This is a genomic window from Paenibacillus sp. Dod16 (assembly GCF_049893405.1).
Taxonomy (GTDB): Bacteria; Bacillota; Bacilli; order Paenibacillales; family Paenibacillaceae; genus Paenibacillus_AQ.
Genome location: NZ_JBNDYG010000017.1, coordinates 40,961 through 66,863, shown reverse-complemented (window position 1 = coordinate 66,863; position 25,903 = coordinate 40,961). Strand labels below are relative to the sequence as shown.

Below are 25,903 nucleotides of genomic sequence, written 5' to 3'. Positions count from 1 at the left end.
TGATAAAACAGTTTGTCTTGTGGTATAATGATTTTTGCACGTGATTCATTTGCATGGATCATTACCACATGGAGAGGTACCGAAGCGGTCATAACGGGGCGGTCTTGAAAACCGTTAGGGGGCAACTCCACATGGGTTCGAATCCCATCCTCTCCGCCATACATATCAAACGCAAACCGTTTCCTTAGGGAAACGGTTTTTTTGCTCTATTTTATGAGGAATCATTGCGTGGTCTTCCCTTCAGTAGGTTTGTGCTTTATGGAGGAGGCTGTATAAAACATCCCCTGTTATCGCAATTTATAGAGAAGGGGAGGTGTGAACATGAACTCAGAACTGAATGTGGATCAGTCGACGCTGGTCAATGCCTGGCAGGAAAGGCTGTCCACCATTTTAAAGCCGGGAGATCGCGCAGAAGTGGCTGCAGACGAAGGGGATCCGAACGCCATCCGCATTCACATTGATGCAGCAGGTCGCCAGGAGTATTCATTTGATTTTCAATGCACGTATGTGGATTCACGGGAAGTGAAGGTCGATTTAGTCGATGTAGAGCGTGATGGCGCAACGACGGATGAGCGTAATGAGAACATTCAGGGCATGGTCGGCGATTATACGCGCCATATCCATGAGTGTGCCCAAACGCTGCAGCAAATCACGCATCACTAGTTCCATAAATGAGCGAGACAGTTTCCATACTGTCCATCATGGTATGGACATCAAAGGTAGGATAGCGTAAGACATCGTTGTGATCCATGAAATGGAGGGCTATCAGATGAGCAAACCAAAAGCGATTCCGGTACCGGAAGCACAGGAGCAGCCGAAGCAGCGCAAGGACCATGACCGTGGCGGCCAGGAGCCGCTGTCAGGCTCGCACAGAGCGAAGATCCGTAAACAGGATGGACATTTCAATCCGGAGGGCTAGAAGCCTGTAGAGTGAATACTGAGAGGCTAGAAAGCAAGAATCGAGGGAACTTCCTGTCATTCGACAGGAAGTTCTTTTTTTCGTTTTGAAACCTTTTGCGTCCAACTTCCGTATTAGTGTTCAAGTGTAATATTTTGGGGCCCCACCTTATTCGCATGTTAAGAAGTTTGAAATTAAGATGGATGGAAAAAGAAAGGAAATAAAATTTCAGTAAATATTCCAGAAAGTGTTTCTCATTTTGGTTAAATGGTTTATGATTAGAAGGTCTGTTATTTTTTTGACTGTTAGAGGGGAGAGAAATTTTAATGAACAAGAAGTTTGCAGCTATCATGCTGACACTGCTGCTCACAGTGACAGTTGTACTTTCTGGCTGCGCCAAAAAAGAAGAGCCTAAGGCAGCGATGACGAATGCTGCTACGAACGCGATGAAGATGACATCCTACGAAATGAAGAGTAAATTTGTCATTGAAGACCTTCAAGTTAACATACCTGCAGTTGAAGGCGATCCAAGCGTAACACAGGCGATGACGATGTTGAAGAATGCTGAGGTTACGCTTGATGGTATCTACCAAGCTGATCCAATGCAAACCGAGATGAACATGGGTATCAATCTGAAGGGTGACATGGCGATGTCCTTCAATATTGATATGGTGATGACGAAAGAGAAAATCTACGTTAAAGTTCCAAGCATTCCAATGCTGCCATTCCCAGAGGACGTTGTTGGTAAGTTCCTCATGATGGACATGAAAGAGCTTGCTGAGCAATCCGGTGAAACGTTTAGTCCAGAAAGCCTGGATACTGAGAAGTCCCAGAAATTCGTTAACGAAATCCTTGAAGCCTTGCTGAGCGAGTATGACCAAGCGAAATACTTCAAAGAGATCAATGTTAAAGATGCTGGCCTTCCAGAAGGCGTTGACGCTAAACAAGTGGTTCAATTCTTTGTAACCAATGATAACCTGAATGAAGCATTGGATATTATGGTAAACAAGGTTGCACCTAAGGTTGTTGACATTGCAGCTAAAGACGAGTACCGCGAATTGCTGGGTCTGACCCAAGAAGATATCGATGCTGCTAAAGCTGAAGTATCTAACGTTAACCAAGACGAATTCAAAGCGGGCTTGGAAGAGATGCAGAAGTATCTGAAGATCAACACATTCAACATCAACACGGCTATCGATAAAAAGGATTTCCCTGCATATCAGGATGTTGTGTTGAACGTTGATTTCAACGATCCAGAAACCAATGAGAACGTGAAGTTGGCTGTGAAGGGTAGCACCCAATACAACAACATCAACGCTAAACAAGAATTCAAAATCGGTATTCCAAAAGATGCTGATGTCATCACGATGGAGCAATTTGAGGAATCCATGAGCCAAATGGGCACTTATTAATATTATTCATCGCAGACAACAAAACCCGGCCGTCATGGCCGGGTTTTTTACGTTGTTATACTTATACTCTACATAAGGATCATAGTTTCCCGCGCAAACGACGAAAGAATTGAGTGAGCAGTGATGCGCATTCCTCCTGCAGCACGCCCTGAACCACGTTAGTCCGGTGATTAAAACGCGGCTCTTGAAGCAAATTCATCAGTGTGCCGGCACAACCGGCTTTGGGATCACCAGTGCCGTAGATCAGCTCTGGGACCCGGGATTGGACGATAGCTCCTGCACACATGGGACAGGGCTCTAACGTCACGTATAATCGGCAGTCCAGCAGCCGCCATGCTCCAAGATGCTGGCTTGCCTCCCGAATAGCTACCATCTCGGCATGGGCCGTACCATCGTAAGTCGTTTCACGCAAATTGTATCCACGGCCAATAATCTCATCGCCCCGCACGATGACAGCACCAATCGGAACTTCACCGAGCTCTTCAGCTTTCCGTGCTTCTGCAATGGCTTCTCTCATCCAGTGTTCATGATTATCGTTATCCACAGCCAGTGGGTCTATTGAATTTGATATCAAACTAAAGTCTCCTTTCACAGCCCGTTAAAACCCTGTATTTATACCCAATGTTCAACGAACATTTATTCGTTTGTTAACATGTTGTGGACAAAATTGTGGATAACTAAAATATTATACACAAAGTTATGCACACTATCCCCAGATAAGTTGTGTATTTGTGCGCAATCTGTGGATACGTTGTTTATTTTACTGGGAATGACCTCTTATATTGTAAGGATTCCTTATTTCAATAGCAATGCGATTGTGGAAAAAACCATATAGCCATAACGCCGCTTGTCTTTTCAAACGTTCGTGATCAAGGTATCATGAGGGTATTAGATTCGCAAGTCGTCTATGTGAAGCAGAAAGGTGAAGATGCCACTTGTCGATTAAGACGAAATTATCGATGATCATGTCCATATCGGTATTATTTATTCTTCTGCTCAACATTACGCTGAACTATTACACGACCCAGGAAAATTTGCAGCAGGATAGTGAAACCAAGATGGTGATGGCCGCTACTCAGATCGCCATTACGGTCCAGCAAACCGGCTTTAGTTCTGCATATGTGGATAACATATTCGGCGATATGCTGAAGGTGGCCGCGGTCAACGCGGCAAAAGCTTTGGATCCGGATATTAACAATATAACCAATCAGCAATTGGTGGAATTGAGTAAGGAGATTGGCGTCACTCACATTTCATTAATGGTTCGGACGAATGATGATATCGTTGTTGCCCGATCCTCCTCTCAAGATGAAATCGGCCTTTCAACAAAGAACTGGGGGTATTGGCATACGGCTTTTCTGGAATTGTTCCAGTATGGTAAAGTCGTCTCAGTTACCGAGGGCCAGCGCTCCGATCATTTTTGGTCTGGACCGTTTGAGTTCTCTACTTCCAATCCGGAATTCATTGATAAATGGGGATACTATTACGATAGCAAGCGCAATTATATTATTGATCCCTACATAAGGAATTCCAATATCAAGGACTTTGTGAAGATTACAAGTCCGGACACCGTTGTGAAAGAGACCTTGAAGTCGAATCCGCGGATATTGGAAGTAACAGGCATCAACCCTGAAACGTTTGGCAATGAATATATGAGGGAAGATGGAACGGATGACGTTCACCACAAGCTTCGCAATCGACCGATTACATTCGGCACCTATGACTATGGGAGCCTGGACCAAGATGCGGAAGCTGTACAGAAGGCTGTTTCTACCGGCGATAATGTGGTGTTTGTCAGCACCATCAATAATAAGAAGGTGCTAAAAAGCTTCATCCCTATCGTATCCGAAAATAAACCGACCAGTGTCATTAGTGTCGTTATGGACTATGAAGCCATCTCCTCCGTGATGAGGGAGCAAATGATCAGTCTTGTGGCGATCTCATTGGTTTTATTGGAAATTGTGATATTCGGCAGTTATATTGTTGCAGGGTATTTTACCAAGCCGATTCAGGCTATCCTTGGAACTGTAAATGATGTGTCGGATGGTCACTTTGATCGAAGGCTGGAGGTAAGCAGCCGGGACGAGCTGGGTCAGCTTGCAGGTCGAATCAATGCGATGACACGTAATCTGGGCAACTATACGAGCCAGTTGAAGCAAATGGTCGATGAGAATCAGTCCGTTAAGGAATATCTGGAGTCTGTCATTAATCAGACAGCCGACGCCATTCATACAACCGATACCTATGAACGGGTTATTAGTGTAAATAAAGCGTTTGAGCAATTGTATGGTTGGAAGGCGCACGAAGTGGTTGGACGGAAGCCTGCACTTGTCCCTCCGGCTAAGGAGGAAGAAGAAAAGGAACGCATCCGCCGCCTGCGGGCCGGAGAACGGCTTCCTCCAGTAGAGACGGTCCGCCTTCATAAAGATGGAAGCGCTATTGAGGTCAGCATCAGCACCTCGCTGGTGCGCGATGAGAACGGTGAAGTTACCTCAATGATTAGCGTGTCTAGGGATGTGACGGAACGCAATCGCATCGAGGAGCTGCTGCGACGTTCGGAGAAGCTCAATACTGTTGGCCAGCTGGCTGCCGGCGTTGCTCATGAGATCCGAAATCCGCTGACGACCCTTCGAGGATTTCTGCAGCTTCAGCAGCAGACCCACAAGGTCAATCCGGACCATATTGATCTGATGCTGTCGGAGCTGGACCGAATTAATCTGATTGTCAGTGAATTTCTGATATTAGCGAAGCCGCAGGCGATTCATTTCCAAGAGAGGGATGTACGAATCATCATGAGAGATGTCATTTCATTCCTCGACAGCCAAGCCCATTTGTACAGCATCGAGTTCAAATTGAAGTTTACTGAAGCACTAACCTACGTACACTGTGAGGAGAACCAACTCAAGCAGGTGTTCATCAATCTGCTCAAGAATGCGATTGAAGCGATGCCGGATGGCGGCAGGATCTGGATTGAGCTTTCAAGACCGAAGGGTGAATGGGTCCAAATCGACATTCGGGATGAAGGGCAAGGTATTCCGGAGGATCTGATGCCGCATCTTGGCGAACCGTTTATTACGAATAAGGAGACGGGCACAGGGCTGGGATTGATGGTAAGCCAGCGTATTATTCAGGGCCACCGGGGTATGATGGAAATCGAGAGTGAAGTGGGAGCAGGCACGAAGGTGAGTATAGTTCTGCCTGCGGTTCAGCGGAATTCGATTGAGGGATAAGCAAGAAGTAGTTACAGATAAGGGGATGGCATCTTGAGAATCAATAAATTTATCAGTGAAACGGGATATTGCTCACGGCGTGAAGCGGACAAGCTGGTGGAGAGCGGGAAGGTTACCATTAATGGCGTGGTTGCAGTCCTTGGAAGCCAGGCAGAAGAAGGAGACGATGTCCGGATTCAGGGAAAGCCGCTTCAAGATAAGAAGAAGCATGTGTATATTGCTCTTAATAAGCCGGTCGGGATTACAAGCACCACCGAACCGCATATTAAGGGCAATATTGTAGACTTCGTAGGCCATAAGGAGCGTATTTTTCCTATCGGACGATTGGATAAGGACTCCGAGGGACTGATTCTGCTGACGAATGATGGGGATATCGTCAATAAGATCCTTCGCTCCGAGGGGAAACATGAGAAAGAATACATTGTGACGGTGGATCGCCCGGTAACGGAATCCTTCCTTAGCGGGATGTCCAGCGGCGTCAAGATTTTAGGTGAGATGACGCTGCCCTGTGAGGTCACTCGAATGTCTGAGCAAGTGTTCCGAATCATTCTGACAGAGGGGAAAAATCGTCAAATCCGCAGAATGTGCAGCGCTTTTGGTTATGAGGTCCGAAAATTACAGCGAATCCGGATTATGAATATCCGTCTCGGCAGTCAACGCATCGGCGCTTGGCGTGATCTTAACGAGAAGGAGAAGGAAGAGCTTGGTCGGCTGCTGAACTATAGGCTCGAGTAGCAGGCTGAAATACATCTATAACCCTAAACCAAAACAACCGATGGATCTGGAGACCAGATGCATCGGTTTATTGTGTGTTATAGTCTGTAGGGACCGTTCCCTTTTTAAGTTATTCATTCACGCTGGTAAAGGTTGCACTATCCTGGTATTTACGTATAATGGAAACCTCGACTCTGCGGTTCTTCGCTCGTCCAGCAGCGGTGTTGTTATCGGCAATCGGATGGTATTCACCATAACCGATCGGCATGAACCGTTTAGGATCCAACTCCGAGTTGGTGAGCAGAATCTTCATGAACTGCAAGGCACGATCCGAGCTTAAATCCCAATTCGACGGATATCGGCTGTTAGAGATTGGCACATTGTCCGTATGGCCGGATACAATAATTTCATAGTCCGGGAACTTATGAAGCATTTGTGAGATAGCCTTGGCCAGTTTACGGGCCTCCGGTTTCACAACGGCTTCGCCGGAAGGGAACAAGGCGTTATCCCGTATCGTAATGACAAGCTGGGAGTGGTTCAACTTGGTGCTGAGCTCCGAGGTTAAACCGTTATTTTTAATATAATTATCGAGCTGCTTCTTTAGCTTCTCCAGATCCTGTTGTTCCTGACGCATCAGCTCTGCACGTCGTTGGTCAGGTGTTGTTGCGGGAACGGAAGGGGATGTCGCTTTATGATCTTTAATATTGGGCGGATCATCGCTGGATTCCGTTTTGCTGTAATCCAGCACGCCGGTCCCGCCAGTGAGAGCAACGCTGAAGGCTTCGCTCATCTCTTGAAATTTGCGTGCGTCTGTCGCGCTCATGGCGTATAGCACCAGGAACAGGGCTAGAAGCAAGGTCAGTAGGTCTGCGTAAGGAAGAAGCCAGGATTCGTCGGCATGCTCCTCATGCGGCTCGTGCCTAGTCTTTTTGCTCACTAGCACCAGCCTCCCTCTCGCTGAGCTCAGCCCGTTCGGACGGTGTCAGGAACACGGAGAGCTTTTGATTGATTGCAATGGTGGATACACCGGATTGAATAGACAGCAGGCCTTCTACCATCATCAGGCGGATTTCAACCTCGCGTTTGGACAGACGCTTGAGTTTATTCGCAATCGGGTGACAGATAACATAACCGGTGAAGATACCGAGCAGGGTAGCAATAAACGCAGCCCCGATAGCATGAGCAAGTTCGCCCATATCTTCCATGTGGGACAGTGCAGCGATCAAACCGATAACGGCTCCGAGTACACCGAGGGAAGGTGCATACATACCGGCCTGCGAGAAGATCAATGAACCGGAACGATGGCGCTCCTCGGTGGCATTAATATCTTCCATTAAAACGTCACGTACGAATTCCTGATCGTTGCCGTCGATGATCATGCGCATCCCATTACGCAGGAAGCTGTCATCGATTTCATCGACTTTGGTTTCCAGAGCCAGAAGTCCTTCACGGCGTGTGATCGAAGCCCACTCCATAAACAGCTTGATCATATCCGTTTTGTCCATCAGATTCTGTTTCACGAAGGTCATCTTGACCAGCTTCGGAATCTTTTTTAGCTCGACTAGCGGAAATCCGATGAATAAAGTTGCTGCCGTACCGCCAAGAATGATTAGATAGGCTGCCGGATTATACAAAGCGAGAAGGGAGGCACCTTTCAGGATCATGCCCACCAGTACCGCGACGATACCGATTATTAAGCCTATAATTGTTGAAATTTCCATACCACACCTCATCCGTGAGAAATAAAATAACGAATCCATTCGTCAGAACGGCTCTCATGGAGAACCGGGCCCCTTATGTGGGGCGTTATCCTATTTATCGTCAGGTCGGGCTTTTTTTTTTAGTTGTAATTTCCGGTATAATGGAAGGAAGGGAAACGAAGCTAAGTACGGCAAGGAAAGGAGTGATTAAGATGGGCGTTAAGCACGGAAGGGATTATGGCGAAATTCTGGCAGAACTGACCGAGGCGGTCGGGCGAATTTCCGACAGCTATGTCTTCTTTGAAATGGAAGCTGAGGATTGGGGCAATTTGGGTGAAGCCGAGCGAAATGAGGTCCATGAGGCGCTGGCAGAGGATTTGTTCTATGCGCTGGGCACAGAGCCGGTGATTAATGTTGGCAGCGGCGTGGTCATGCATGATCAGACGAACCATCGAATACATATTTTGATTGGTGAGGAAGAGTTGGCTTTTGTGGCCCTTGTGTAATCACTCCAGTTATCAACAGATACAGGGCAGAATAGAATAGATGACAGATAGCCCATATTACGGTTAGTCGGCTTTAAGATAGGTTTTTTTCGGGGAGGAAGATAAAAGATGCTTTATACGCAGCAAGAAGTAGAGGCTCATCTGGAAAAGCTTGAGGGTTGGGAATTTGAACAAGGGAGATGGATTGTACGAAAGTATACCTTCTCCTCCTTCATGAAGGGAATCGCTTTTGTTGATGAAGTGGCAGCTATTTCGGAAGCTTTCGGACATCACCCCTACATCACCATAGATTATAAAGTCGTTACACTTCGTCTCACTTCTTGGGACGACGGTGGCATTACGGCTGTGGATATTAAGGAAGCGCAGCAGTTTAACGAAGCCTATGAGAAGAGTCGTTCGAAGGATGGCAAGTCGGGACAATAGAACGGGGAGACCATTAGTCCCTTTAGAGGTCCCGAATATGTAAAAAAACACGCTTGCACCGGGAACAACTCCAGGTGCAAGCGTGTTTTGCGTATAAGCTGATTTATTTTTTCTCAGCAAGGTACAGCGCGATGTTTGCGATTTCTTCAGGTTTAAGTTGGTCTTTAAAGGAAGGCATTCCCTTACGACCTTTAGTTACAACGTTGAAGATCGCGTCCGCATCCATGTGTCCGCCTACTTGATTCAAAGCCGGCCCAGCGCCGCCTTGAAGTTGGTCGCCGTGACAGCTAATGCAGCTTGCTTTCAGTGTGGCTTCCGCTGCGGCTGCATCGAGAGTCACTTCCGGCATGGTCGGCTTCTCTTCCTGAGCTACCTGTTCCTTACCTGGGAGCGTAAACATCAGCGCGATAGCCAACGCACATGCGACGAAGAACAATCCGCTCATGATCCATTTTTGCATCGTCATATCGTCCCTTCTATGTATACTGCACTTTTGCACTTGTCTCCATTATAAACCAACATCCATAGACAGCATAGCCAGTTGTGACAAAAAAAGCAACTATACGGCGTAGCTTCATAAAAAGTACACAAAATTGTACTTTTTCATATAGACAAAGATTACTATTCCTCATTTGTCGGGGGCTCATACACCATACAGTGGAAAAGGGCGTTGCCCGTTGGCGTAAGCCGCTCATACGTATCGGTGATGTGAAAGCCTGCCCTTTGATAAGCGCGGATTGCTCGCTCATTCCAGGTCATTACCTCAAGGTCAATTTCGTCGGCAGGCCGCCTCCGTCTGGCTTCCCGGACAATCGTCTGCATAAATCGTTTACCCATTCCATGCCCGCACCAATCAGGCCGCATGCCAAGTCCAATTCGTGTCACCTCATGCATCGGAAACAGCTGGGCAAATCCCCAGAGGGCCTCCCGCTCATCCAGAACCGAGATGTACTGTCTTCGGCGAATGTCCGGATCGCCAAACTCCACCTCAAGCCCTTTCATCTGCTCCCAGGGAAGAAAGCCATAGATATTATAGGGGGGAGGGTAGGCCCAGGCGCATATTTCTTCGGCGTGCTCTTCACGCATGACCACGGTGTGAAATGTAATCGGTGTGGCATCCATTTGCGAAGTCCTCCTATCGTCTGCATAAATAATAACCATATTACGAGCATCCAGGTTGCATCAAAAAAGCCCGCCAAAGAGAGGTAAGGGCTCCTTTAACGGGCAAGCATTATGTATAGGGAAGATTAGCCTCTATAGCTTAGGATGATTCACCGACCGACTCTTCATACTTATCATCGCTCATGATACGCTTTGCACCCACGTACCGCTGATCGTAGTAATCCTCTGCCAGGCGGTTGATAACCACGCCGCGGTTGGAGGAAGCATGGGCGAATTTGCCATCGCCGACATAAATGCCGACGTGGGAGATGCCCTGGCCCGATGTGTTGAAGAACACCAAATCGCCAGCGCGCAGCTCCTTACGGGACACGCTTGTCCCCATGTCGAATTGAGAGCCGGATTGATGCGGGAGCTTCAGACCGAGTTTAGCATAAACATACATGGTGAAGCCGGAACAGTCAAAACCGCTCGTGGTTGTACCACCGTAGCTGTATCTTGTACCTAGAACCTTATCGATTTCCTGATCCAGCGCATGATCAGCAAAGACGCTGCCAACGCCCAAAGTGAACAACAGCGTGATACTTAGGGCTGCTGTCGATAATGTTTTCTTCAGCATGGAAAGCTCCTTTTCGATGCCGCGAGGCATAGCAATCTATATATTAAAGCACTTACATTAATGACAAAGTTGTTACTGCGTCCATTCTATCAGACAGCAAGCGAGATTGGCAATTATTTCTTGGTGAATTTCGCTATTTTTCAATAGCATTAGCTGTCGAAGCACCAAGGAAAATCAATATTTTTCCAAAATGGGTGTTTAATGAAGGGAGAGAAGGGTATATAAAGGATAGATGATGTGAAGACATGGCGAAGTGAAGTGAACTTGTATAATAAATTTTATTTTTTTTCGAAAAGCGGGAACTTTTTTGCTGTCCTGAACGTTATAAAGGTATACACACAATCAACAAAAGAAAAAAGCCGCTGGATGAGATCGGCACAATCTCATAAACCCAGGGCTTTCTTGTAAGAGTAAATCAATTAAGTTCCAACATTAATTGTAGTTCACAGCTACAGATTTGTACGTATTCTGACTCATAATTCTCTTAGCGCCTACATATCGGTTAGCGTAATAGCTCTGGCTCAGCGGACTGATAATGACACCGCGCGAAGATGAAGAATGAGCGAATTTGCCGCTCCCGACATAAATACCCACATGAGATACACCTCTACCGGATGTGTTGAAGAACACGAGATCGCCAGCTTTCAGGTTGCTCTTGGATACGGCCGTACCTACTTTGTATTGAGCTGCAGACGTACGGGGCAGGCTAAGACCAAGCTTTTTGTAAACATAGCTGGTGAATCCGGAGCAGTCAAATCCATTCGTTGTAGTTCCACCTGTTTTGTAAGAAACACCAATGGCTGGTTTGATTGCAGTATTTAATTTGGAATCGGCGAAAGCGCTTCCGGTCCCTAATGTGAGTGCGAGTGCGAGGCCTAGAGAAACAGCCGTTAACTTCTTTTTCAAAACAAAAGCCCCTTCCATTGCCTGCGAGGTTAGCTTAAGGGTTCGGTTGAAGGTCCCCTATGATCCCTCTCTTGCGAGATCAATTCACCCAAAACGGATCCCCCGCTTCCCATATCGTTATGGGAATTCGGCTCCTTAAAATGTTGATGAACCCATTCATTGACGTTTGACGTTCCAACATAGTTAGCGAATTACAACGTTCTTACATAAAAAGTTACAGTAAAGATGACAAAGTTGTTACTAACATATTCGTTATTTTAGCAGAGTATTAACAATTTGGCAAACGAGGAAACATTATTTTTAAACAAAAAAACCTGTCCCCATCTTGAGGGAACAGGTTTTTTTGTAATTTGGCGTTCAGAAATTTGTAATATAGAGGATAAATGAACTCTTATTCTCTGTAAAATCTAGCGCGGGATAGAAACGTGTCGCTTCTGATTACAGCTTATTCACGAGTGTTTCATTATTTTAGGGTGACGAATTGTAACCATTAAGGATGCTGTGAGGAGGAATCTCTCCACAAATGATATTGAGCGGACATTGCCCAAATTTGGAAAAGTCCATTCAGGAAATAAGAGGCCTGCTGAATAATTAAGCCGATCAACCCGGCCCAGAAGAGCGAGGCCGAGCTCAGGAGCAGCAGAATGACACAGGCGGATCCGCCGATGGTGATGGATAACAGCATTGCTGTGCCCAAGCGGCGGAAGAGCGCATGGATAGAGCTGATCATGCTGGAATCGCCGGTACGGCCAAATTGCATATAGAGCAATAACAGGCGGATCAGATAGGCGTACAAGAACCAGCCAGCTGCATAGGGCAGTGCATGAAGCAGCAGTACAGGCTCCTGAATTCCATTCAGCAGAATCGGGAGGATTTTGGGCAGAATCCAGTAACCGGGTGCGAAGGTGAGAATAAGCTCAACCAGATAGAATAGCGTTACGGGTTTCCACAGTTTCCGCATGCCAGTGAAGAAGAATAAACCGCGCTCGCCCTTGGCTTCCTGGTGAAGGTTGTAGAAGATGCCGGCCCGAATGAGCGGGGTGAGGATCATCCGGATCAGGAGCAAACCGGCCAAAAGCCATCCGTAAGTGTGTACTGTGCTGCTCAAGGAAAGGCTCATCTCGCCCTCGTAGAAGAATAAAAGACGGCTGAGCTCGTTAGGGGCGGAATCCGGATATCGCATCAGAAGGGGGACGACTGCCGATTTTACGAGTCGGTACAGGCAATATCCCCACAGCAAACGGTATAAGAAGAGCAGAATCGAGACGTATAGCTGGTCTTTAACACTGATCCACCCTTGGCCTGCGTAACTTTTCATGTGCTCCCCCCTCACCATGACAGGCTGCCGAACAGCGTCTCCACAAGCTTGGTAATACTGAGATTCCAGCGTGTAACCACCGTCGGATCCATTCCTGCCTTCATATAGTTATTAATGTGTTTATTCTCCAGGACGATGGAGTACTTCGGATCAACCATGGCCCAGGCGAGCGGAGAGCTGTATTCCAGGGTGTAAGCCACTTTGCCGTCTTTGCCGCTCCAGGTTCGTTCCACCGTTTTGCCGTCCTCAAAGGCGAACACGATCGGCACATCGGTGATATCCCCGTCCTTGCTCGTAATCTGGACCGTGGACTCATACCGAGGATTTTCAGCCGTGCCTGTATTTTTGGTTTTGATCACGTCGATGGCGACATCCGCCATCTGGCTTCCATATACATATTGGTCAAAATACGACTGCCAGGACGTTTTGCTTACTTGCTCGACGACTTTCTGAAAGTCAGATGTGGTTGGATGCTTGAACCGGTATTTCTGGGCATAGGTATGCATAATCTTGCCCATCATCTGTGGACCGACCTGCCGTTCGATGCCTTGCAGCACCAGCTTGCCCCTCGTATATACATTCAGTGCGTAGTTTTCGTGAGAGCTGTATTTCCAGGATTCCATCTTCAGCGGTGCAGGGGAAGTAATGGATGCTCCCTGAGCCGCCGTATTGGAGGTAATACCGTATTCTTTTTCCATCACTCGTTCTTCTGCATAGGTTGCAAAGGCCTCGTCCAGCCACGCTTCCTCAAATTCGTTACTTGCAATCATTCCGTAAAAATATTGATGGGCGATCTCATGAATAACGGTCCGCTCCAGTTCATATCCCGGCGAATCGTTCTTGGCACCGAAGGCTGTGACCAGCGTCGGGTATTCCATGCCGCCTGCACCGTTGCCCGATTCAGGCGGAACGACGATGGACAACGTGGAGTACGGATAGGTTCCGTACCATTTTCCAAACGAAGCGAGTGCCGACTTGGCGGCATCAAAGTAACGCTCCTTTAAGTCTTTATGGGCTGGATCGAGATACAGCTTGATGCGGACGCCAGGTACGCCTGGTGCGGAGAATGCTTCTTCTGCCGTGACAAAGTTTGGCGATGCCGACCAGGCAAAATCATGCACGTCATCCGCGTAAAACTGATAAATTTTTTCCCCGTTTGATTTTTGGGCAGGCTTGGTAGGGAATCCGGTCGCGGCGACAATGTAATTTTCGGGCACTCGAATGCGAACGCTGTAAATGCCGAAGTTGGAATAGAATTCGGAGTTGCCGTGGTATTGATGAAGATTCCAGCCTTCCTCTGCTCTTCCGCGAAGACCGGCCGGTTCATAGACCGAAATTTTCGGAAACCATTGGCCAGCCATAATAAAATTCTCGGTGGTTCCCATGCGGGCAAATATTTTGGGAAGCTCGACCTCGAACTCCAAATGAATGGTAACACTCTCCCCGCTCTTGATGGGTTTAGGCAACCTTAGCTTGGCAAGGCTGTGATCCTTGATGTTGCCGTCGTCAGGTTGAACAAATTGAAGACGATGGGTCAGGGCCAGTCCTTCGGTTGTTTTCACGCTGGTAATGGTCATGGAGCCGTATCCGTCATCTGGCATGGGATCGGAACGAAGCCTGCCGCCCGATTCCTTCATAAAAGTCGTATCATTGGAAGCAAAAGCATTGGGATACAGATGAAAGTACAGCTCGTTTACGCTTTTTTTGCCTGGATGAGTCCAAGTGAGTGTCTGTTTGCCCTTAAGCTTGTTCTCCTCAGGCTCGTACCGAACATCCATATGATATTCCACCAGCCGGTCGCTTAAGGCCGGAGCGGGAATATTAGGCTGCACCTTAGGCGGTGAGAGCGGGGCCTTCTCCACGGCAGAGGCGGAGGGCTTGCCCGCATTTGGGGCAAGAGCAGACGCTGAGGACCCTGGATTCAGAAATATCGGCATCGATCCTGCAAGCAAACCTAGGGCAAGCAGGGATGATAGAAAGACTTTGGCACGTGGTGGGACCATATCGAACAACCTCCCGTTGACAAGCATCTAGTGCATGTATATGTTTGCTTTTGGGGGATTATTAGTTAAAATAAAATTATTGGGACATGGTTATCAATTTAGCAGCTGATACGTAAGCATCGGCTCTGATATAGGAGGTCGGCAGCAGTGGAGAATGAAGAGCAGAAGCAGGGTGCGAAGAAACCGATTGCTTTGAATATTATTAATAGCAAGAGTAAGCATAAAGGGTTTGGATCAGGCTCCATCGATCTGAACAGTCTGTCACCCGTCATTATCGATAATGGCGAGGCCCGAGTGGATATTGGGGCCATGCATGCCAAGAGTAAGGTGGAGAAGGGTATCCGTTTCAGCATGAACCGGGATGAAGTGCCCAATGGACGACAGGTATGGATCGTGTGGGTGGCTGTAGATCGTACGGCGGAAGGACAGCATTATGCAGGCATGACCGCCTGTGAAATGTGGATCGACCAGGAGGCCCGTCGCGGCTGGAAGATCCTCGCCGATCATGTGAATAAAATGGATGCGGCGATGAAGCGCAAGATCATTCTGGATGGTCTTGGCGACGTCGAGAAGAAGGCACTGCGCGAGCTGCTGATTTCGCGTAACGAGGAATGGTGGAATGCATCGCCAGAGGAATTCAGGGAAGCACTTCAGACAGCGGAATGATACAATAAATTAAAGAAGCCTTTCCAAAAAGGACGAACATGAAGAAGACCGGTTGGATTCGTAAATGAATCCGGCCGGTCTTCTACTTATTTGCATATCGATTAGAATGGAAGGGGGTAGGTCAGCTTTTCTTTTTGATCGAGAAACGGATTGTTGTATTGGAACGTCAGCTTGCCGCTGGCATATCCGAGATACGTAAGGCCGTCACCAATGAAGCCCACCTCATTCGGCGGCATTTCCTCTATGACCTTGATGGTTTCCTCGTCCAGAAGCTCAGGATAGATAAGCTCGGCTGTCTTGCCAGTCGGATGGACGATATACAGGGTCGCCTTCGTGTATGGTCGGACGAGCAGGAAGTCCTGTTCAATCGCTTCTACGATAAAACTATCCTTTACTCCCGTGAGCGCGGCCAGGTCATAAGTTTTGACCGTTTTGCCCATCGGATGAACCAGCTCAAGCGTACTGCCGTTCATCATGGCAATATTGCCTTTGTAGCTGAGTTGGTCCGGATGGTAGTTGATCCCGGCAAAATTGGAATGATTGGTTTTGGATAGCTTCAGGATTTTCTTGTCCTGTATGAGCACCCGGTATCTTCTCTCATGAATATGAGGTTCGCCGTAATAATTGGACAAGTCGACCACGTAGGTATTGCTATTGATGCGATGTGCGCTTAAGCTGACTTGATCGATCTCCTCAACCGGGATTATACCAACTTGGGCTGGCGTGGATCCGGCTTTACCCATCGAGAGCATACCATTCTCGCGATTTACCCAGAACAGCATATTGGCCTTGGAAGCATAGGCATATTTTGACCAAGCATCAAAGGTCGTTCTAAGCCCGGATTTGCTGTCATATTTCAGAGGGATGCCGAAAGCTTTGGTAATCAGACTGGCTGGAACATAAGTCACGCCTTTCTTCACGACCGGAGCCGCCTCAAGCTTGAGAGGGGTCCCCTTGGCATTGACTGCGCGCGACTGTCCGATGATAATGCGAACAGACTGTGTCGGGCTGTTAATATACAGCTCTTTTTTTCCCGGGATCGTCAACTGCAGCTGCAGTTGTTCGGAAACTTCCTTCAACGGAATGAATACGACGCCTTTATTCGTATAAGGTTTATGTTTCACGTCCAGCGTGCTCCAGTTTGCCTTGCTCTGTGATGTGGAGGCTGCTGCCGCATGGGCAGGAATCGTTATGAGCGATGAGGACGTAAGCAATAAAGACATGGCTATGGATGCGGTACCTGCTAATTTGATGAGTTGCACGGATTTCATATCAGTTCCTCCTTATGTTTTACACTCCCGCCTATATAAACGACTAAATAATGGGAAATGTTTCACCCTATCGCAAAATTATGTAAAAAATGATATATGCGATGGCGTAAGATCAGAGCTAGTGGTCAAAGGACGAACTAAAAAACCGGAGCTGCCCTAAAGGGACGAGGCTCCGGTTATATTAATATCCTGATTTCAGCTCCTGATCCTTGCCAAGCAGGATGGTGAGACCAAGCAAGGTAACGATAATGGTGGCGCCCATGTCCGATATGATTGCAATCCACAGGGTCAGCCAACCTGGAATCGTTAGCAGCAAAGCAATGGCCTTCAGCGACAAGGAAAGTCCGATATTCCACTTGATAATCTGATTGACCCGTCTTGCGGTTTTGATGGCCCCCGGAAGCTTGCCAAGGTGATCCTGCATCAATACAACGTCGGCGGTTTCTATGGCACTGTCAGTCCCTTTTCCCATCGCGATACCCAGATCGGCAGCGGCCAATGCAGGGGCGTCGTTAATACCATCGCCAACCATGCCGGTTTTTTTGCGGGAAGAAAGCTCCTTGATCTTGGCAACCTTCTGTTCCGGCAGGAGGCTTGCGAATACCCTAGCTACACCGGATTGTTTCGCGATGGCCTGTGCGGACTGCTCATGGTCGCCTGTCAGCATGACCGTATCCGTGATACCGGCCTCGTGAAGCTTGCGGACGACGGTTGCGGTCTCCGGTCTGATCTCGTCGGCAAGGCCGAACTGGCCTAATACGCGATCCTCACTTACAGCGGCAACAATCGTATAACCTTGGGCCTTCATGCGCCGAATGTCATCCTCCACGGCACGGATATGATCTTGCTGGCCGTTCACATGCTTCAGCACTTCCTCGCTTCCGACCCAGAACAATTTCCCTCCAACTTCAGCCCGAATGCCTTCGCCTGGCAGTACCGTTATCTGTTGAGGTTCATTGAACATGCACTGCGGATTCTTGATCTCCAGATGTTTCATGACGGCTTTAGCCAACGGATGGAGAGACGATTGCTCTAGTGCGCCTACAACGGCATAAAATTTGGTTTCATCATATACCGTCTCTGCATAGACGGCAGGCTCGCCTTTGGTCAAGGTTCCCGTCTTGTCAAAAGCGATGGCTTCCAGCCGGCCAAGCTGCTCCAGATGGACCCCGCCTTTGATCAGAATACCGTTGCGTGCCGCGCGGGTCATCCCGCTGACCAATGCAATCGGAGAGGAAAGCACAAGCGAACAAGGGCATCCGACAATGAGGATGGACAGCCCCTGATAGATCCAGGTCATCCAGGGCTGATTCAGCAGCAGCGGAGRAATCAGCGTAACCGCCAGTGCGATGATCATAATAGCGGGAGTATAGTACTTAGCAAATTTATCGATGAAGAGCTCTGTCGGTGTCTTGCTGTCCTGTGCCTCCTGAACAAGATGCATGATCTTGGCCAGGGAGGAATCCTCATAGGCCTTCGATATGGCGATATAGAGCACACCATCGGTGCTGACACTGCCGCCAAACACAGCATCGCCTTCCCGTTTCGTAACAGGTACCGATTCCCCGGTAATGGCGGCTTCGCTCACCGCCCCGGTTCCTTGGGTTATGGCTCCATCGGAAGGGATCTTCTCCCCGGGTCTCACCCGGACAACGTCCCCGGGAGTGAGACTCTCGATCGGCACGCGCTGGGTTTGACCGTCTTTCCATAGTTCCGCTTCTTTGGGCGCTGCGGCCAGCAGCGCTTCCATCGATTGCCGGGCCCGATTCATGCCGTATCCTTCCAGCAGCTCGTTGAGACCAAACAGAATGGCAACCAGTGTGGCTTCCCGCCACTCCCCGATGATGACGGCACCCACGAGCGCAACGGTCATCAGGGTATCCATATTGAATTTAAAGCGGGTCAGATTACGCAGTCCGCGCAAAAATGTCGTATATCCGCTCAAAATCATAGCGCCTGCATATAATGCGATCACAACCGGTTCGGCGACTTTTCCTTCCAATAGAAAGGTGAAGAGATAGAAAACAGCGGAGATGGACAGCAGCCACTTCATACTCCCTATGCCGCCATGACTATGTTCATGAGCATGATCATGGCCATGTTCGTGAACAAGTCCTTGTGCCGATCCGTGAGCATGCGATGAATGGATAGGCTGCACTTCAGCACTGGCGGCCGATAAGGCTGTCTGCGGAGCATAAACGATGCGCGCACCGTCACTTTTCAGAATGGTTTCTACTCGGCTTAGATTGACATGGGGAGAGAGGGTCAGCTTCCCGCTGTTGTAACTCAGTCGGGCATTGTTCCCATGATCCAGCTTCTGGATCTCCTCCTTCATTTCACGTGTACAGTTAGGGCAGGAGAGCCCTTGTACCCGGTATTCAATAAGTTCGCCGCTCGTCTCCGGAGAGGATTGGGAATGTTGATGGTTGTCCTTGCTCATCTACATCTTCTCCTTCTGGTGCTCCAGCGTCATGTGAAGCAATGTTCGGATATGGTCATCTTTGAGCGAGTAGTATACATTCTTTCCGGCCTTGCGCGACTTGGCGATATCTTTGTTCTTCAGCGTACGCAGATGATGGGAGGCCGTTGCCGTTGAGCTTCCGAGTACTTCGGCTACATCGCAAACACATAACTCGCCGCCGCGGTCCAGCATATAAGCTACCTTGACGCGCGTCGGGTCGGCCAAAGCCTTGAAGATTTCCGCCATGCCGATCATATCCTCATCGGAGATCGTTTCTTTTAAGGAAGCAATTCTTTCAGTTGAAGGACATTCCGTTTCACACAGCTCGAGGGCGACTTCTTCGTTCATCGTCCGTACATTCATAAGAACAACCTCCTTGGAGTAGGAGCAATAAGTGCTCTTTATTCTATATATATTCAAACGTTGATTTGATTGTTAGTCATAATATACCCGATTTACACTCGATATTCAAACGGATATTTGATTGTTCACAAGCATTTCACAGAACGGGATTGAATCAACAAGTCATATAGTATTAACCAATTCCAAGGGTTAGGCGCAGTATCGTCCCTCAGAAAATCCTTTCATTTCATAACACGCCAACTTATACTATTAGCAAAAAGATGTAAATTCTCATAGTAAGAATACCTGGGCCCAGAGCGCCTCATGTTACATAGCATCCTTGCACGGGCCAAACGTTTCGACTCGAATGTGTACATTATCTAATACCTATCCTTCGATTTGCGGATGTGTATGAACAGGGGGGCCAGAGTATGACTTGTCCAATATGTCGATATGAAACGGGAGATGGGAAGTATTGCAAGAAATGCGGGGCAAGGCTGATTATCGAGGATTCGCCCGTATTTGCCGCCATGAAAGAGCAAGCGGCAACGTCGGAGGCGTACAGTGTCACTAGGCGAAATGCCAGCAGTAGAGGGGAGTTACCTCATGTACGCCAGACCGAATCTGTTCTGCCGGTATATACCCCGCCGGATATTCCGTTCCGAGCGGCAGGCCGGCAGCATTCTGAAGAAGAAGAGGAACCCAATCCTTATTGGACCAGCTTAAAATTGTACGGACAGCTCTATGGGGATTATTTTCTGAAGGGATTAAGAAATCCCTTTGGCGCAGCTGCCGGAACGGAAAGCAGCCAGTTTTTCAACGCGATCGTGTCCATGCTGCTCTATGTTGTTCTTTTTCCACTCGCACTGTATGCAGCGCTTCATCATGAGCTGCAAGGGCTGCCTGAGGGGGCATTTGCAGATCTTGTCCTAAAGCCAACCGTTTGGACTGCGATTTTCCTGTTTTTGCTGAACGTCTTTACCTTCGCTGCGGTCAAGCTGTCCTTCAACCCGGCTGCGAAGCTAAAAGAAGTGATGGCAAGATTCGGCGCTTTGCTGCCCTTGTTCCTCGTGTTGTATGGGGTCAGCTTTCTGTTCCTGTTCCTGAATGGCGATATCTCGAAGGTTATCATCCTTCTGTCGTTCATCAGCACCGTGATGACCGTCCCGTTATTCGTTATGACCAGCTACAAAAAAAGAATGGTTGGCGGCCTGGATCCGCTGTATGCGATCCTCCTGGTCTACGTTGCACTGATGCTCGTGATCGTGATTCTGGGTAGTTCCATGATCGAATATATAACCGTTTTATAATGAAGCCATCTACATAACATATCGTAAAAAAAGAAAAACAGCAGGTCCTCGTGCGGGAAAATCCCGTTAAAGGAGCTTGCTGTTTTTTTTGATGTGACGGCTTCGATCCGAGTTACTCGACCCACCATCGTTTGAAATCCTTCCACCAGGAACGCTCTTCCTGTTTCTCGGCCGCATCCGCAGGGTTGGCCTTCTTGGCCGGCTCCCCGCCTTCATGTTCGTCGCAATATTCCGCAGGCTCCGTTCCTTTGACGAAGACCTCCAGAACTTTGTCCGGACAGCCGGCGCCGGCGAGCTTGCCGGTCTTGGGATCCACATATGCGCTGACGACTTCGTCCGGGATCGGAAAAATCTTAGGCGGTACGTTCTCCAGCGCCTTCTCCGTATACTGCGCAAAAATCGGAGCTGCCCGCCGTCCGTCTACTTTGCTAATCTCCCGTCCTTTGTCATACCCCACCCATACCGCCGTCGACAGCTCCGGCGTATAGCCGACAAGCCAAGCGTCGGTGTCGGTGGTGCCTGTCTTTCCGGCCACCGGTCGTTTCATTAGGGTAGAGACACGGTTGCCCGTGCCGCCAGTCTCGAATACCCCCTCCATCATGCGCGTCATCACGTAAGCAGCGGAAGGCTCAACCACTTGTTCACCTGCATCTTCCGGCGCTGAATACAAGCTGCGGCCGGCAGCGTCGGTGATATTCAGCACCGCGACAGGGGAGACCCGTTTGCCGCTGTTAGCCATGACGGCGTAAGCCGAGGCCATCTCCAGCGGGCTGACGGGCGAGGTGCCGAGGGCCAGGGAAGGAACAGGCTCCAGCGGACTTGTGATACCCATCTTTTTTGCCATGTCGGCGACTTTATCCGGGCCGATCTTCATGATGGTGTTCACGGCATAAATATTATCCGAAGCGGCGATAGCTTCCCTCATGGGAATTTCGCCTAAATATTTATCGCCGAAGTTGCTGGGCTGATACGTCTTGCGGTTGTTATCGTAATGAAACAGGGTAGGCTGGCTGTTGAACACGCTGGTGCTTGTCATTTCCTTGGAAGCAATGGCCGTTAAGTACATGATCGGCTTAAATGACGACCCGGGCTGCCTTGTTTTGGCTAACGCGTGGTTGTACTGATTCTCCCGGTAGTTCTTACCGCCAACCATGGCTTTAATGTGCCCGTTACGCGGGTCGATGGATACTAGCGCCGTTTCCAGCTCGCTCTTGCTGTCCATGCCCGCAGATACAGCCTCTTCGGCTGCCTTCTGGGCCCGCGGGTCCAGGGTCGTATAAATGTTCAGACCACCCTGTTCGAGCTGCTGATCCGTAATGTTCAGCTGCTTGGTGACGAGACTCCGGACGTAGTCCCGGAAATAGGAGGCAATCACTTTATTCTCCTGTCGGTCCTGAGGAAGCAGGGCGAGTTTGGCTGAAGCGGCTTTATCGGCTTCTGCCTCGGTAATGAATCCAGTCTCCGCCATGGCATTCAAGATAATCTGCTGTCTTTTGAGCGCGTTGTCGATATGGTTATAGGGCGAGTAATAGGTCGGACCCTTTGGAATGCCGGCCAGCATCGCGCTTTCGGCCAACGTCAGGTTTTTTGCCGACTTGCCGAAGTAGAGCAGGGACGCTGACTCGATGCCGTAAGCACCATGTCCGTAATATATTTCGTTGAGGTACATCTCAAGTATTTCATCTTTCGTATATTTCATCTCAAGCTGGACGGTGAATTTGGCCTCCTTGAGCTTCCGTGTCCACGTTTTTTCATGAGATAGGTATAGGTTTCGTGCAAGCTGCTGGGTTAACGTGCTTGCCCCCTGTTTGCGATCCATATGCTGCAGGTTGACCAGTACGGCTCGGGCCATGCCCTTCATATCAAACCCCGGATGATCATAGAACTTCCGGTCCTCCACTGCCAAGGTAGCCTCGATCAGGTGCGGAGATATATCGGTTAAGCTCACTTGCTCGGAGGTATGTCCCGTAGTGGAGAAGGTGGCGATTAAATCTCCTTGGCTGTCGAGCAGACGGGAGTAGCGGGATGTTTCCGCGACGGGCAGTGGCGTTATAAATAAATAGGCGAGCAGAATGCCGCCGGCGATGATGGAAATGCCAAGAAGTACGAACAGAAATGTAGCAAGCCGGACGAAACGACGTTTGCGCTTGGGTGATTTTTTTTGTCCCGGCATGATGGTTCTCCTTCCAGTCCTTTTTGTAAAGTGATGGCTTTAAGCTGCCAAGGATGAAGATGTGTTGAAATTCCCCTTGGCTTCCTTCTTTTTCTATATAGTATGGGGCTGGAGCGGGCAGGATATTCATGGGAATCCATGAGGATTTTGCTTCTGTCCGTGCGATCTGGAACTTTTGGTTGCAATTTGGGCTTGATTTAATATAATCTAATTTGTTTGGTACAATAGAAAAAGTGTGAAACTGTAAGCTAAAGGCATCTGCCCCGAATAAAGTTTTACGGCTTGGATCTGGACGGCTGAACATTATTCTAGCGGAAAGAAGGTAGTGACGATGGAATTATGGTACACAGAGAAGCAAACCCCGACTTTTGGCATCACGGCTAAAATCCGGGAGACTTTTGTACATGAGAAGACGGAGTTTCAACAACTGGATATGATCGATACTGAGGAATTCGGGCGCATGCTCGTTTTGGACGGTATGGTTATGACTACAATTAAGGATGAATTCGTCTATCATGAGATGGTCGCTCACCCCGCGCTGAACACGCATCCAAATCCGAAGAAGGTTCTTGTTGTCGGCGGAGGAGACGGTGGCGTCATTCGCGAAGTGATCAAGCATCCGGGCGTAGAGAAAGCAGTACTCGTTGAAATTGATGGAAAAGTCATTGAATATTCGAAGCAGTATTTGCCTGAGATCGCCGGCAAGCTGGATGATCCGAAGGTCGAAGTGCTGGTTAACGATGGATATATGCACATTATTGAGCATAAGAACGAATACGACGTCATTATGGTAGACTCCACCGAGCCTGTGGGCCCGGCTGCTCCGTTGTTTGAGCGCGGATTCTACCAAGGGATCTACGAGGCGCTCAAGGAAGACGGTATTTTCGTGGCGCAAACGGACAACCCATGGTTTAAAGCGGACCTGATTCAGCAGGTCAACAAAGACGTGAAGGAAATCTTCCCGATCGTACGTGTGTATGGAGCGAACATTCCAACCTACCCGAGCGGTCTGTGGACCTTTACATTGGGCAGCAAAACGTATGATCCGCTTGAAGTGGACGAGTCCACCATTGATGAGATGGATACGAAATATTATTCGCCTCGCCTGCATAAAGCCGCATTCGTGCTGCCTAAATTTGTTGAAGACCTGGTGAAATAAGGAGGAGCGTATAAACTGATGAAACTGGATCAAGGTTACTCCGGCAACGTGTTTATTCTGAGCTCCGAGGATTATGAAGGGTCCAAGGCCGTCATTTATGGTATGCCGATGGATTTCACGGTTAGCTACCGTCCCGGCTCCCGTTTTGGTCCGGCACGTATTCGCCAGGCTTCCGTAGGCTTGGAGGAGTACAGTCCGTACTTGGATAAAAGCATTGAAGACATGACGTATTTCGATGCAGGCGACCTGATGCTGCCTTTCGGCAATGCCGGCCGCAGTCTCGAAGTGATTGGCGATTATGTAGGCAAACTGCTGGATGACGGGAAATTCCCGATCGGACTTGGCGGCGAACACCTCGTATCCTGGCCGATCATTCAGAAGGTGTATGAGAAGTATCCGGATCTTATTCTGATCCATATCGACGCCCATGCTGACCTGCGTGAGCATTATGAGGGAGAGCCGTTGTCCCATTCCACGCCAGTCCGTAAGGCGGCGGGTATTATGGGCGGAAAGAACATTTATCAGTTTGGTATCCGTTCCGGCTCCCGCGAGGAGTTCCAATATGGACGCGAGAACATTAACTTCTATCCGTTCGAAGTGGCTGCCCCTCTTAAAGAAGCCTTGCCTTCCATGGGTAATCGTCCGGTCTACGTGACTATCGACATCGATGTGCTTGATCCATCTGCCGCACCGGGCACCGGTACCGCAGAAGCGGGCGGCATTACGTCGAAAGAGCTGCTGGAAGCCGTGCATCTCATTGCTGGCTCCGATGTGAATGTGGTCGGCTGCGATCTCGTGGAAGTGGCTCCGATCTACGATCCAACCGAGCAGACCCAGATCGTGGCTGCGAAGCTGATTCGTGAGATGCTGCTGGGATTCGTAAAATAGTCCACCCACCCAAACCCTCCCTGCCAGGGAGGGCCCCAAGGGCGCTGCCCTCTGGACACCCGGAACTTTGGTGTTCGGAGTGGGTATGAGGATATGGGCGGGGCTGGTGCTTATGCCCGGCCACCGCTCGGTCTCCCCTGCGGGGACGTCCTCGTGGCCTCTTGTGCGCCCATATATTAGCCGAGGCTAATCGCCCCTCGGCTTGTTTGAAGAAAAAGCAAGCTTCCCCTAYCTRAGCCTTYGGCTATCGGGGTCGGCTTGCTTTTTCGCACTYGTTGGAGGCCMCCTCGCGTGAGCTGCCCTGACGGGCATGCTCGGGGGCCGGGAGTATGAGCCGGGTTGGCACTGCCCCTCGGCTGTRGWAGAAAAAGCAAGCTTCCCCTAYCTRAGCCTTCGGCTATCGGGGTCGGCTTGCTTTTTCGCACTYGTTGGAGGCCMCCTCGCGTGARCTGCCCTGACGGGCATGCTCGGKGGCCGGGAGTATCRGCCGGGTTGGCACTGCCCCTCGGCTGTTGAAGAAAAAGCAAGCCTCCCCTACCTAAGCCTTTGGCTATCGGGTTCGGCTTGCTTTTTCGCACTTGTTGGAGGCCACCTCGTGTGAGCTGCCCTGACGGGCATGCTCGGTGGCCGGGAGTATGAGCCGGGTTGGCACTGCCCCTCGGCTGTGGTAGAAAAAGCAAGCCTCCCCTACCTAAGCCTTTGGCTATCGGGTTCGGCTTGCCTGAGCAATTGAGAAGAAATCCTCGGCGATTCTATGATGTAAACTTAAGATAGATTCAGATTTA

The 25,903-nt window shown here is 49.2% G+C and carries 24 protein-coding genes, 1 tRNA gene and 1 riboswitch; of the genes, 12 read left to right on the top strand and 13 right to left on the bottom strand.

Annotation, left to right across the window (positions count from 1 at the left end):
- Positions 1–70: 70 nt before the first annotated feature.
- The 4 genes from ACPV3A_RS15040 to ACPV3A_RS15025 all read left to right on the top strand — a co-directional run bounded on the left by ACPV3A_RS15040 (position 71) and on the right by ACPV3A_RS15025 (position 2,310).
- A tRNA-Ser gene (locus ACPV3A_RS15040) sits at positions 71–159 on the top strand.
- Positions 160–321: 162 nt separating this feature from the next.
- Positions 322–663: a hypothetical protein gene (locus ACPV3A_RS15035; RefSeq protein WP_426200122.1), complete on the top strand. Its 342-nt coding sequence runs from the start codon at positions 322–324 to the stop codon at positions 661–663.
- A gap of 106 nt (positions 664–769) precedes the next feature.
- Positions 770–919 carry a small acid-soluble spore protein P gene (locus ACPV3A_RS15030; protein ID WP_098741251.1) on the top strand — a complete coding sequence of 50 codons (150 nt, stop codon included), beginning with the start codon at positions 770–772 and terminating at the stop codon, positions 917–919.
- A gap of 305 nt (positions 920–1,224) precedes the next feature.
- Complete coding sequence (locus tag ACPV3A_RS15025) at positions 1,225–2,310, top strand: hypothetical protein (protein WP_071221111.1); 1,086 nt, start codon at positions 1,225–1,227, stop codon at positions 2,308–2,310.
- 79 nt (positions 2,311–2,389) lie between these two features.
- Here ACPV3A_RS15025 and tadA read toward each other — a convergent pair whose 3' ends face one another.
- On the bottom strand, positions 2,390–2,884 hold the full coding sequence (gene tadA, locus ACPV3A_RS15020; protein WP_426200121.1) for a tRNA adenosine(34) deaminase TadA: 495 nt from the start codon (positions 2,882–2,884) through the stop codon (positions 2,390–2,392).
- A gap of 361 nt (positions 2,885–3,245) precedes the next feature.
- On the opposite strand from tadA, the gene ACPV3A_RS15015 reads away from it, so the two are divergent.
- Both ACPV3A_RS15015 and rluF read left to right on the top strand, forming a co-directional pair.
- On the top strand, positions 3,246–5,540 hold the full coding sequence (locus ACPV3A_RS15015) for an ATP-binding protein (RefSeq protein ID WP_426200120.1): 2,295 nt from the start codon (positions 3,246–3,248) through the stop codon (positions 5,538–5,540).
- 33 nt (positions 5,541–5,573) lie between these two features.
- Entirely contained in the window at positions 5,574–6,275 is a 702-nt protein-coding gene (gene rluF / locus ACPV3A_RS15010; protein WP_426200119.1) for a 23S rRNA pseudouridine(2604) synthase RluF, read from the top strand.
- A 109-nt stretch (positions 6,276–6,384) separates the two neighbouring features.
- Here the strand turns inward: rluF and motB are convergent, their stop codons facing one another.
- Both motB and motA read right to left on the bottom strand, forming a co-directional pair.
- Positions 6,385–7,191: a flagellar motor protein MotB gene (gene motB / locus ACPV3A_RS15005; RefSeq protein ID WP_071221115.1), complete on the bottom strand. Its 807-nt coding sequence runs from the start codon at positions 7,189–7,191 to the stop codon at positions 6,385–6,387.
- On the bottom strand, positions 7,175–7,975 hold the full coding sequence (motA, locus tag ACPV3A_RS15000) for a flagellar motor stator protein MotA (RefSeq protein WP_100541615.1): 801 nt from the start codon (positions 7,973–7,975) through the stop codon (positions 7,175–7,177). The genes motB and motA overlap by 17 nt, the downstream gene beginning before the upstream one ends.
- Before the next feature lie 191 nt (positions 7,976–8,166).
- Between motA and ACPV3A_RS14995 the strand changes: the two genes are divergently transcribed.
- Positions 8,167–8,460: a hypothetical protein gene (locus ACPV3A_RS14995; RefSeq protein ID WP_194540327.1), complete on the top strand. Its 294-nt coding sequence runs from the start codon at positions 8,167–8,169 to the stop codon at positions 8,458–8,460.
- 108 nt (positions 8,461–8,568) lie between these two features.
- Positions 8,569–8,883 (top strand): 4a-hydroxytetrahydrobiopterin dehydratase, encoded by a 315-nt coding sequence (locus ACPV3A_RS14990; RefSeq protein ID WP_009595556.1) that lies wholly within the window; start codon positions 8,569–8,571, stop codon positions 8,881–8,883.
- A gap of 103 nt (positions 8,884–8,986) precedes the next feature.
- Here the strand turns inward: ACPV3A_RS14990 and ACPV3A_RS14985 are convergent, their stop codons facing one another.
- From ACPV3A_RS14985 to ACPV3A_RS14960, 6 genes are all read right to left on the bottom strand, one after another.
- Complete coding sequence (locus ACPV3A_RS14985; RefSeq protein ID WP_006207476.1) at positions 8,987–9,343, bottom strand: c-type cytochrome; 357 nt, start codon at positions 9,341–9,343, stop codon at positions 8,987–8,989.
- Positions 9,344–9,504: 161 nt separating this feature from the next.
- Positions 9,505–10,005, bottom strand: coding sequence for a GNAT family N-acetyltransferase (locus ACPV3A_RS14980; protein ID WP_426200118.1), 501 nt, complete (start codon positions 10,003–10,005; stop codon positions 9,505–9,507).
- A gap of 139 nt (positions 10,006–10,144) precedes the next feature.
- Positions 10,145–10,618, bottom strand: coding sequence for a C40 family peptidase (locus tag ACPV3A_RS14975; RefSeq protein ID WP_339296622.1), 474 nt, complete (start codon positions 10,616–10,618; stop codon positions 10,145–10,147).
- A gap of 435 nt (positions 10,619–11,053) precedes the next feature.
- Positions 11,054–11,527, bottom strand: a complete 474-nt coding sequence (locus ACPV3A_RS14970; RefSeq protein ID WP_100541613.1) for a C40 family peptidase — start codon at positions 11,525–11,527, stop codon at positions 11,054–11,056.
- A gap of 3 nt (positions 11,528–11,530) precedes the next feature.
- A riboswitch (cyclic di-AMP (ydaO/yuaA leader) is annotated at positions 11,531–11,670 on the bottom strand.
- Between the two features lie 347 nt (positions 11,671–12,017).
- Positions 12,018–12,845, bottom strand: coding sequence for a hypothetical protein (locus tag ACPV3A_RS14965; protein ID WP_426200117.1), 828 nt, complete (start codon positions 12,843–12,845; stop codon positions 12,018–12,020).
- A gap of 11 nt (positions 12,846–12,856) precedes the next feature.
- Positions 12,857–14,848, bottom strand: coding sequence for a M1 family metallopeptidase (locus ACPV3A_RS14960; protein ID WP_426200116.1), 1,992 nt, complete (start codon positions 14,846–14,848; stop codon positions 12,857–12,859).
- Positions 14,849–14,995: 147 nt separating this feature from the next.
- Here ACPV3A_RS14960 and ACPV3A_RS14955 point away from each other — a divergent pair, with 147 nt between their 5' ends.
- Positions 14,996–15,514 (top strand): YwhD family protein, encoded by a 519-nt coding sequence (locus ACPV3A_RS14955; RefSeq protein WP_071221123.1) that lies wholly within the window; start codon positions 14,996–14,998, stop codon positions 15,512–15,514.
- Between the two features lie 101 nt (positions 15,515–15,615).
- On the opposite strand, the gene ACPV3A_RS14950 is transcribed toward ACPV3A_RS14955, so the two are convergent.
- The 3 genes from ACPV3A_RS14950 to ACPV3A_RS14940 all read right to left on the bottom strand — a co-directional run bounded on the left by ACPV3A_RS14950 (position 15,616) and on the right by ACPV3A_RS14940 (position 19,609).
- On the bottom strand, positions 15,616–16,785 hold the full coding sequence (locus tag ACPV3A_RS14950; protein ID WP_426200115.1) for a copper amine oxidase N-terminal domain-containing protein: 1,170 nt from the start codon (positions 16,783–16,785) through the stop codon (positions 15,616–15,618).
- A gap of 181 nt (positions 16,786–16,966) precedes the next feature.
- On the bottom strand, positions 16,967–19,225 hold the full coding sequence (locus ACPV3A_RS14945; RefSeq protein WP_426200114.1) for a heavy metal translocating P-type ATPase: 2,259 nt from the start codon (positions 19,223–19,225) through the stop codon (positions 16,967–16,969).
- A complete protein-coding gene (locus tag ACPV3A_RS14940; protein ID WP_426200113.1) occupies positions 19,226–19,609 on the bottom strand; it encodes an ArsR/SmtB family transcription factor in 384 nt (127 codons plus the stop codon). It abuts the gene before it with no gap.
- 410 nt (positions 19,610–20,019) lie between these two features.
- Between ACPV3A_RS14940 and ACPV3A_RS14935 the strand changes: the two genes are divergently transcribed.
- Entirely contained in the window at positions 20,020–20,898 is an 879-nt protein-coding gene (locus ACPV3A_RS14935) for a hypothetical protein (protein ID WP_426200112.1), read from the top strand.
- Between the two features lie 112 nt (positions 20,899–21,010).
- Here the strand turns inward: ACPV3A_RS14935 and ACPV3A_RS14930 are convergent, their stop codons facing one another.
- On the bottom strand, positions 21,011–23,071 hold the full coding sequence (locus ACPV3A_RS14930; protein WP_426200111.1) for a transglycosylase domain-containing protein: 2,061 nt from the start codon (positions 23,069–23,071) through the stop codon (positions 21,011–21,013).
- A 331-nt stretch (positions 23,072–23,402) separates the two neighbouring features.
- Between ACPV3A_RS14930 and speE the strand changes: the two genes are divergently transcribed.
- Positions 23,403–24,230 carry a polyamine aminopropyltransferase gene (gene speE / locus ACPV3A_RS14925; protein WP_113061663.1) on the top strand — a complete coding sequence of 276 codons (828 nt, stop codon included), beginning with the start codon at positions 23,403–23,405 and terminating at the stop codon, positions 24,228–24,230.
- A gap of 18 nt (positions 24,231–24,248) precedes the next feature.
- Positions 24,249–25,118 carry an agmatinase gene (speB, locus tag ACPV3A_RS14920; RefSeq protein WP_100541604.1) on the top strand — a complete coding sequence of 290 codons (870 nt, stop codon included), beginning with the start codon at positions 24,249–24,251 and terminating at the stop codon, positions 25,116–25,118.
- The last annotated feature ends 785 nt before the right edge of the window (positions 25,119–25,903 follow it).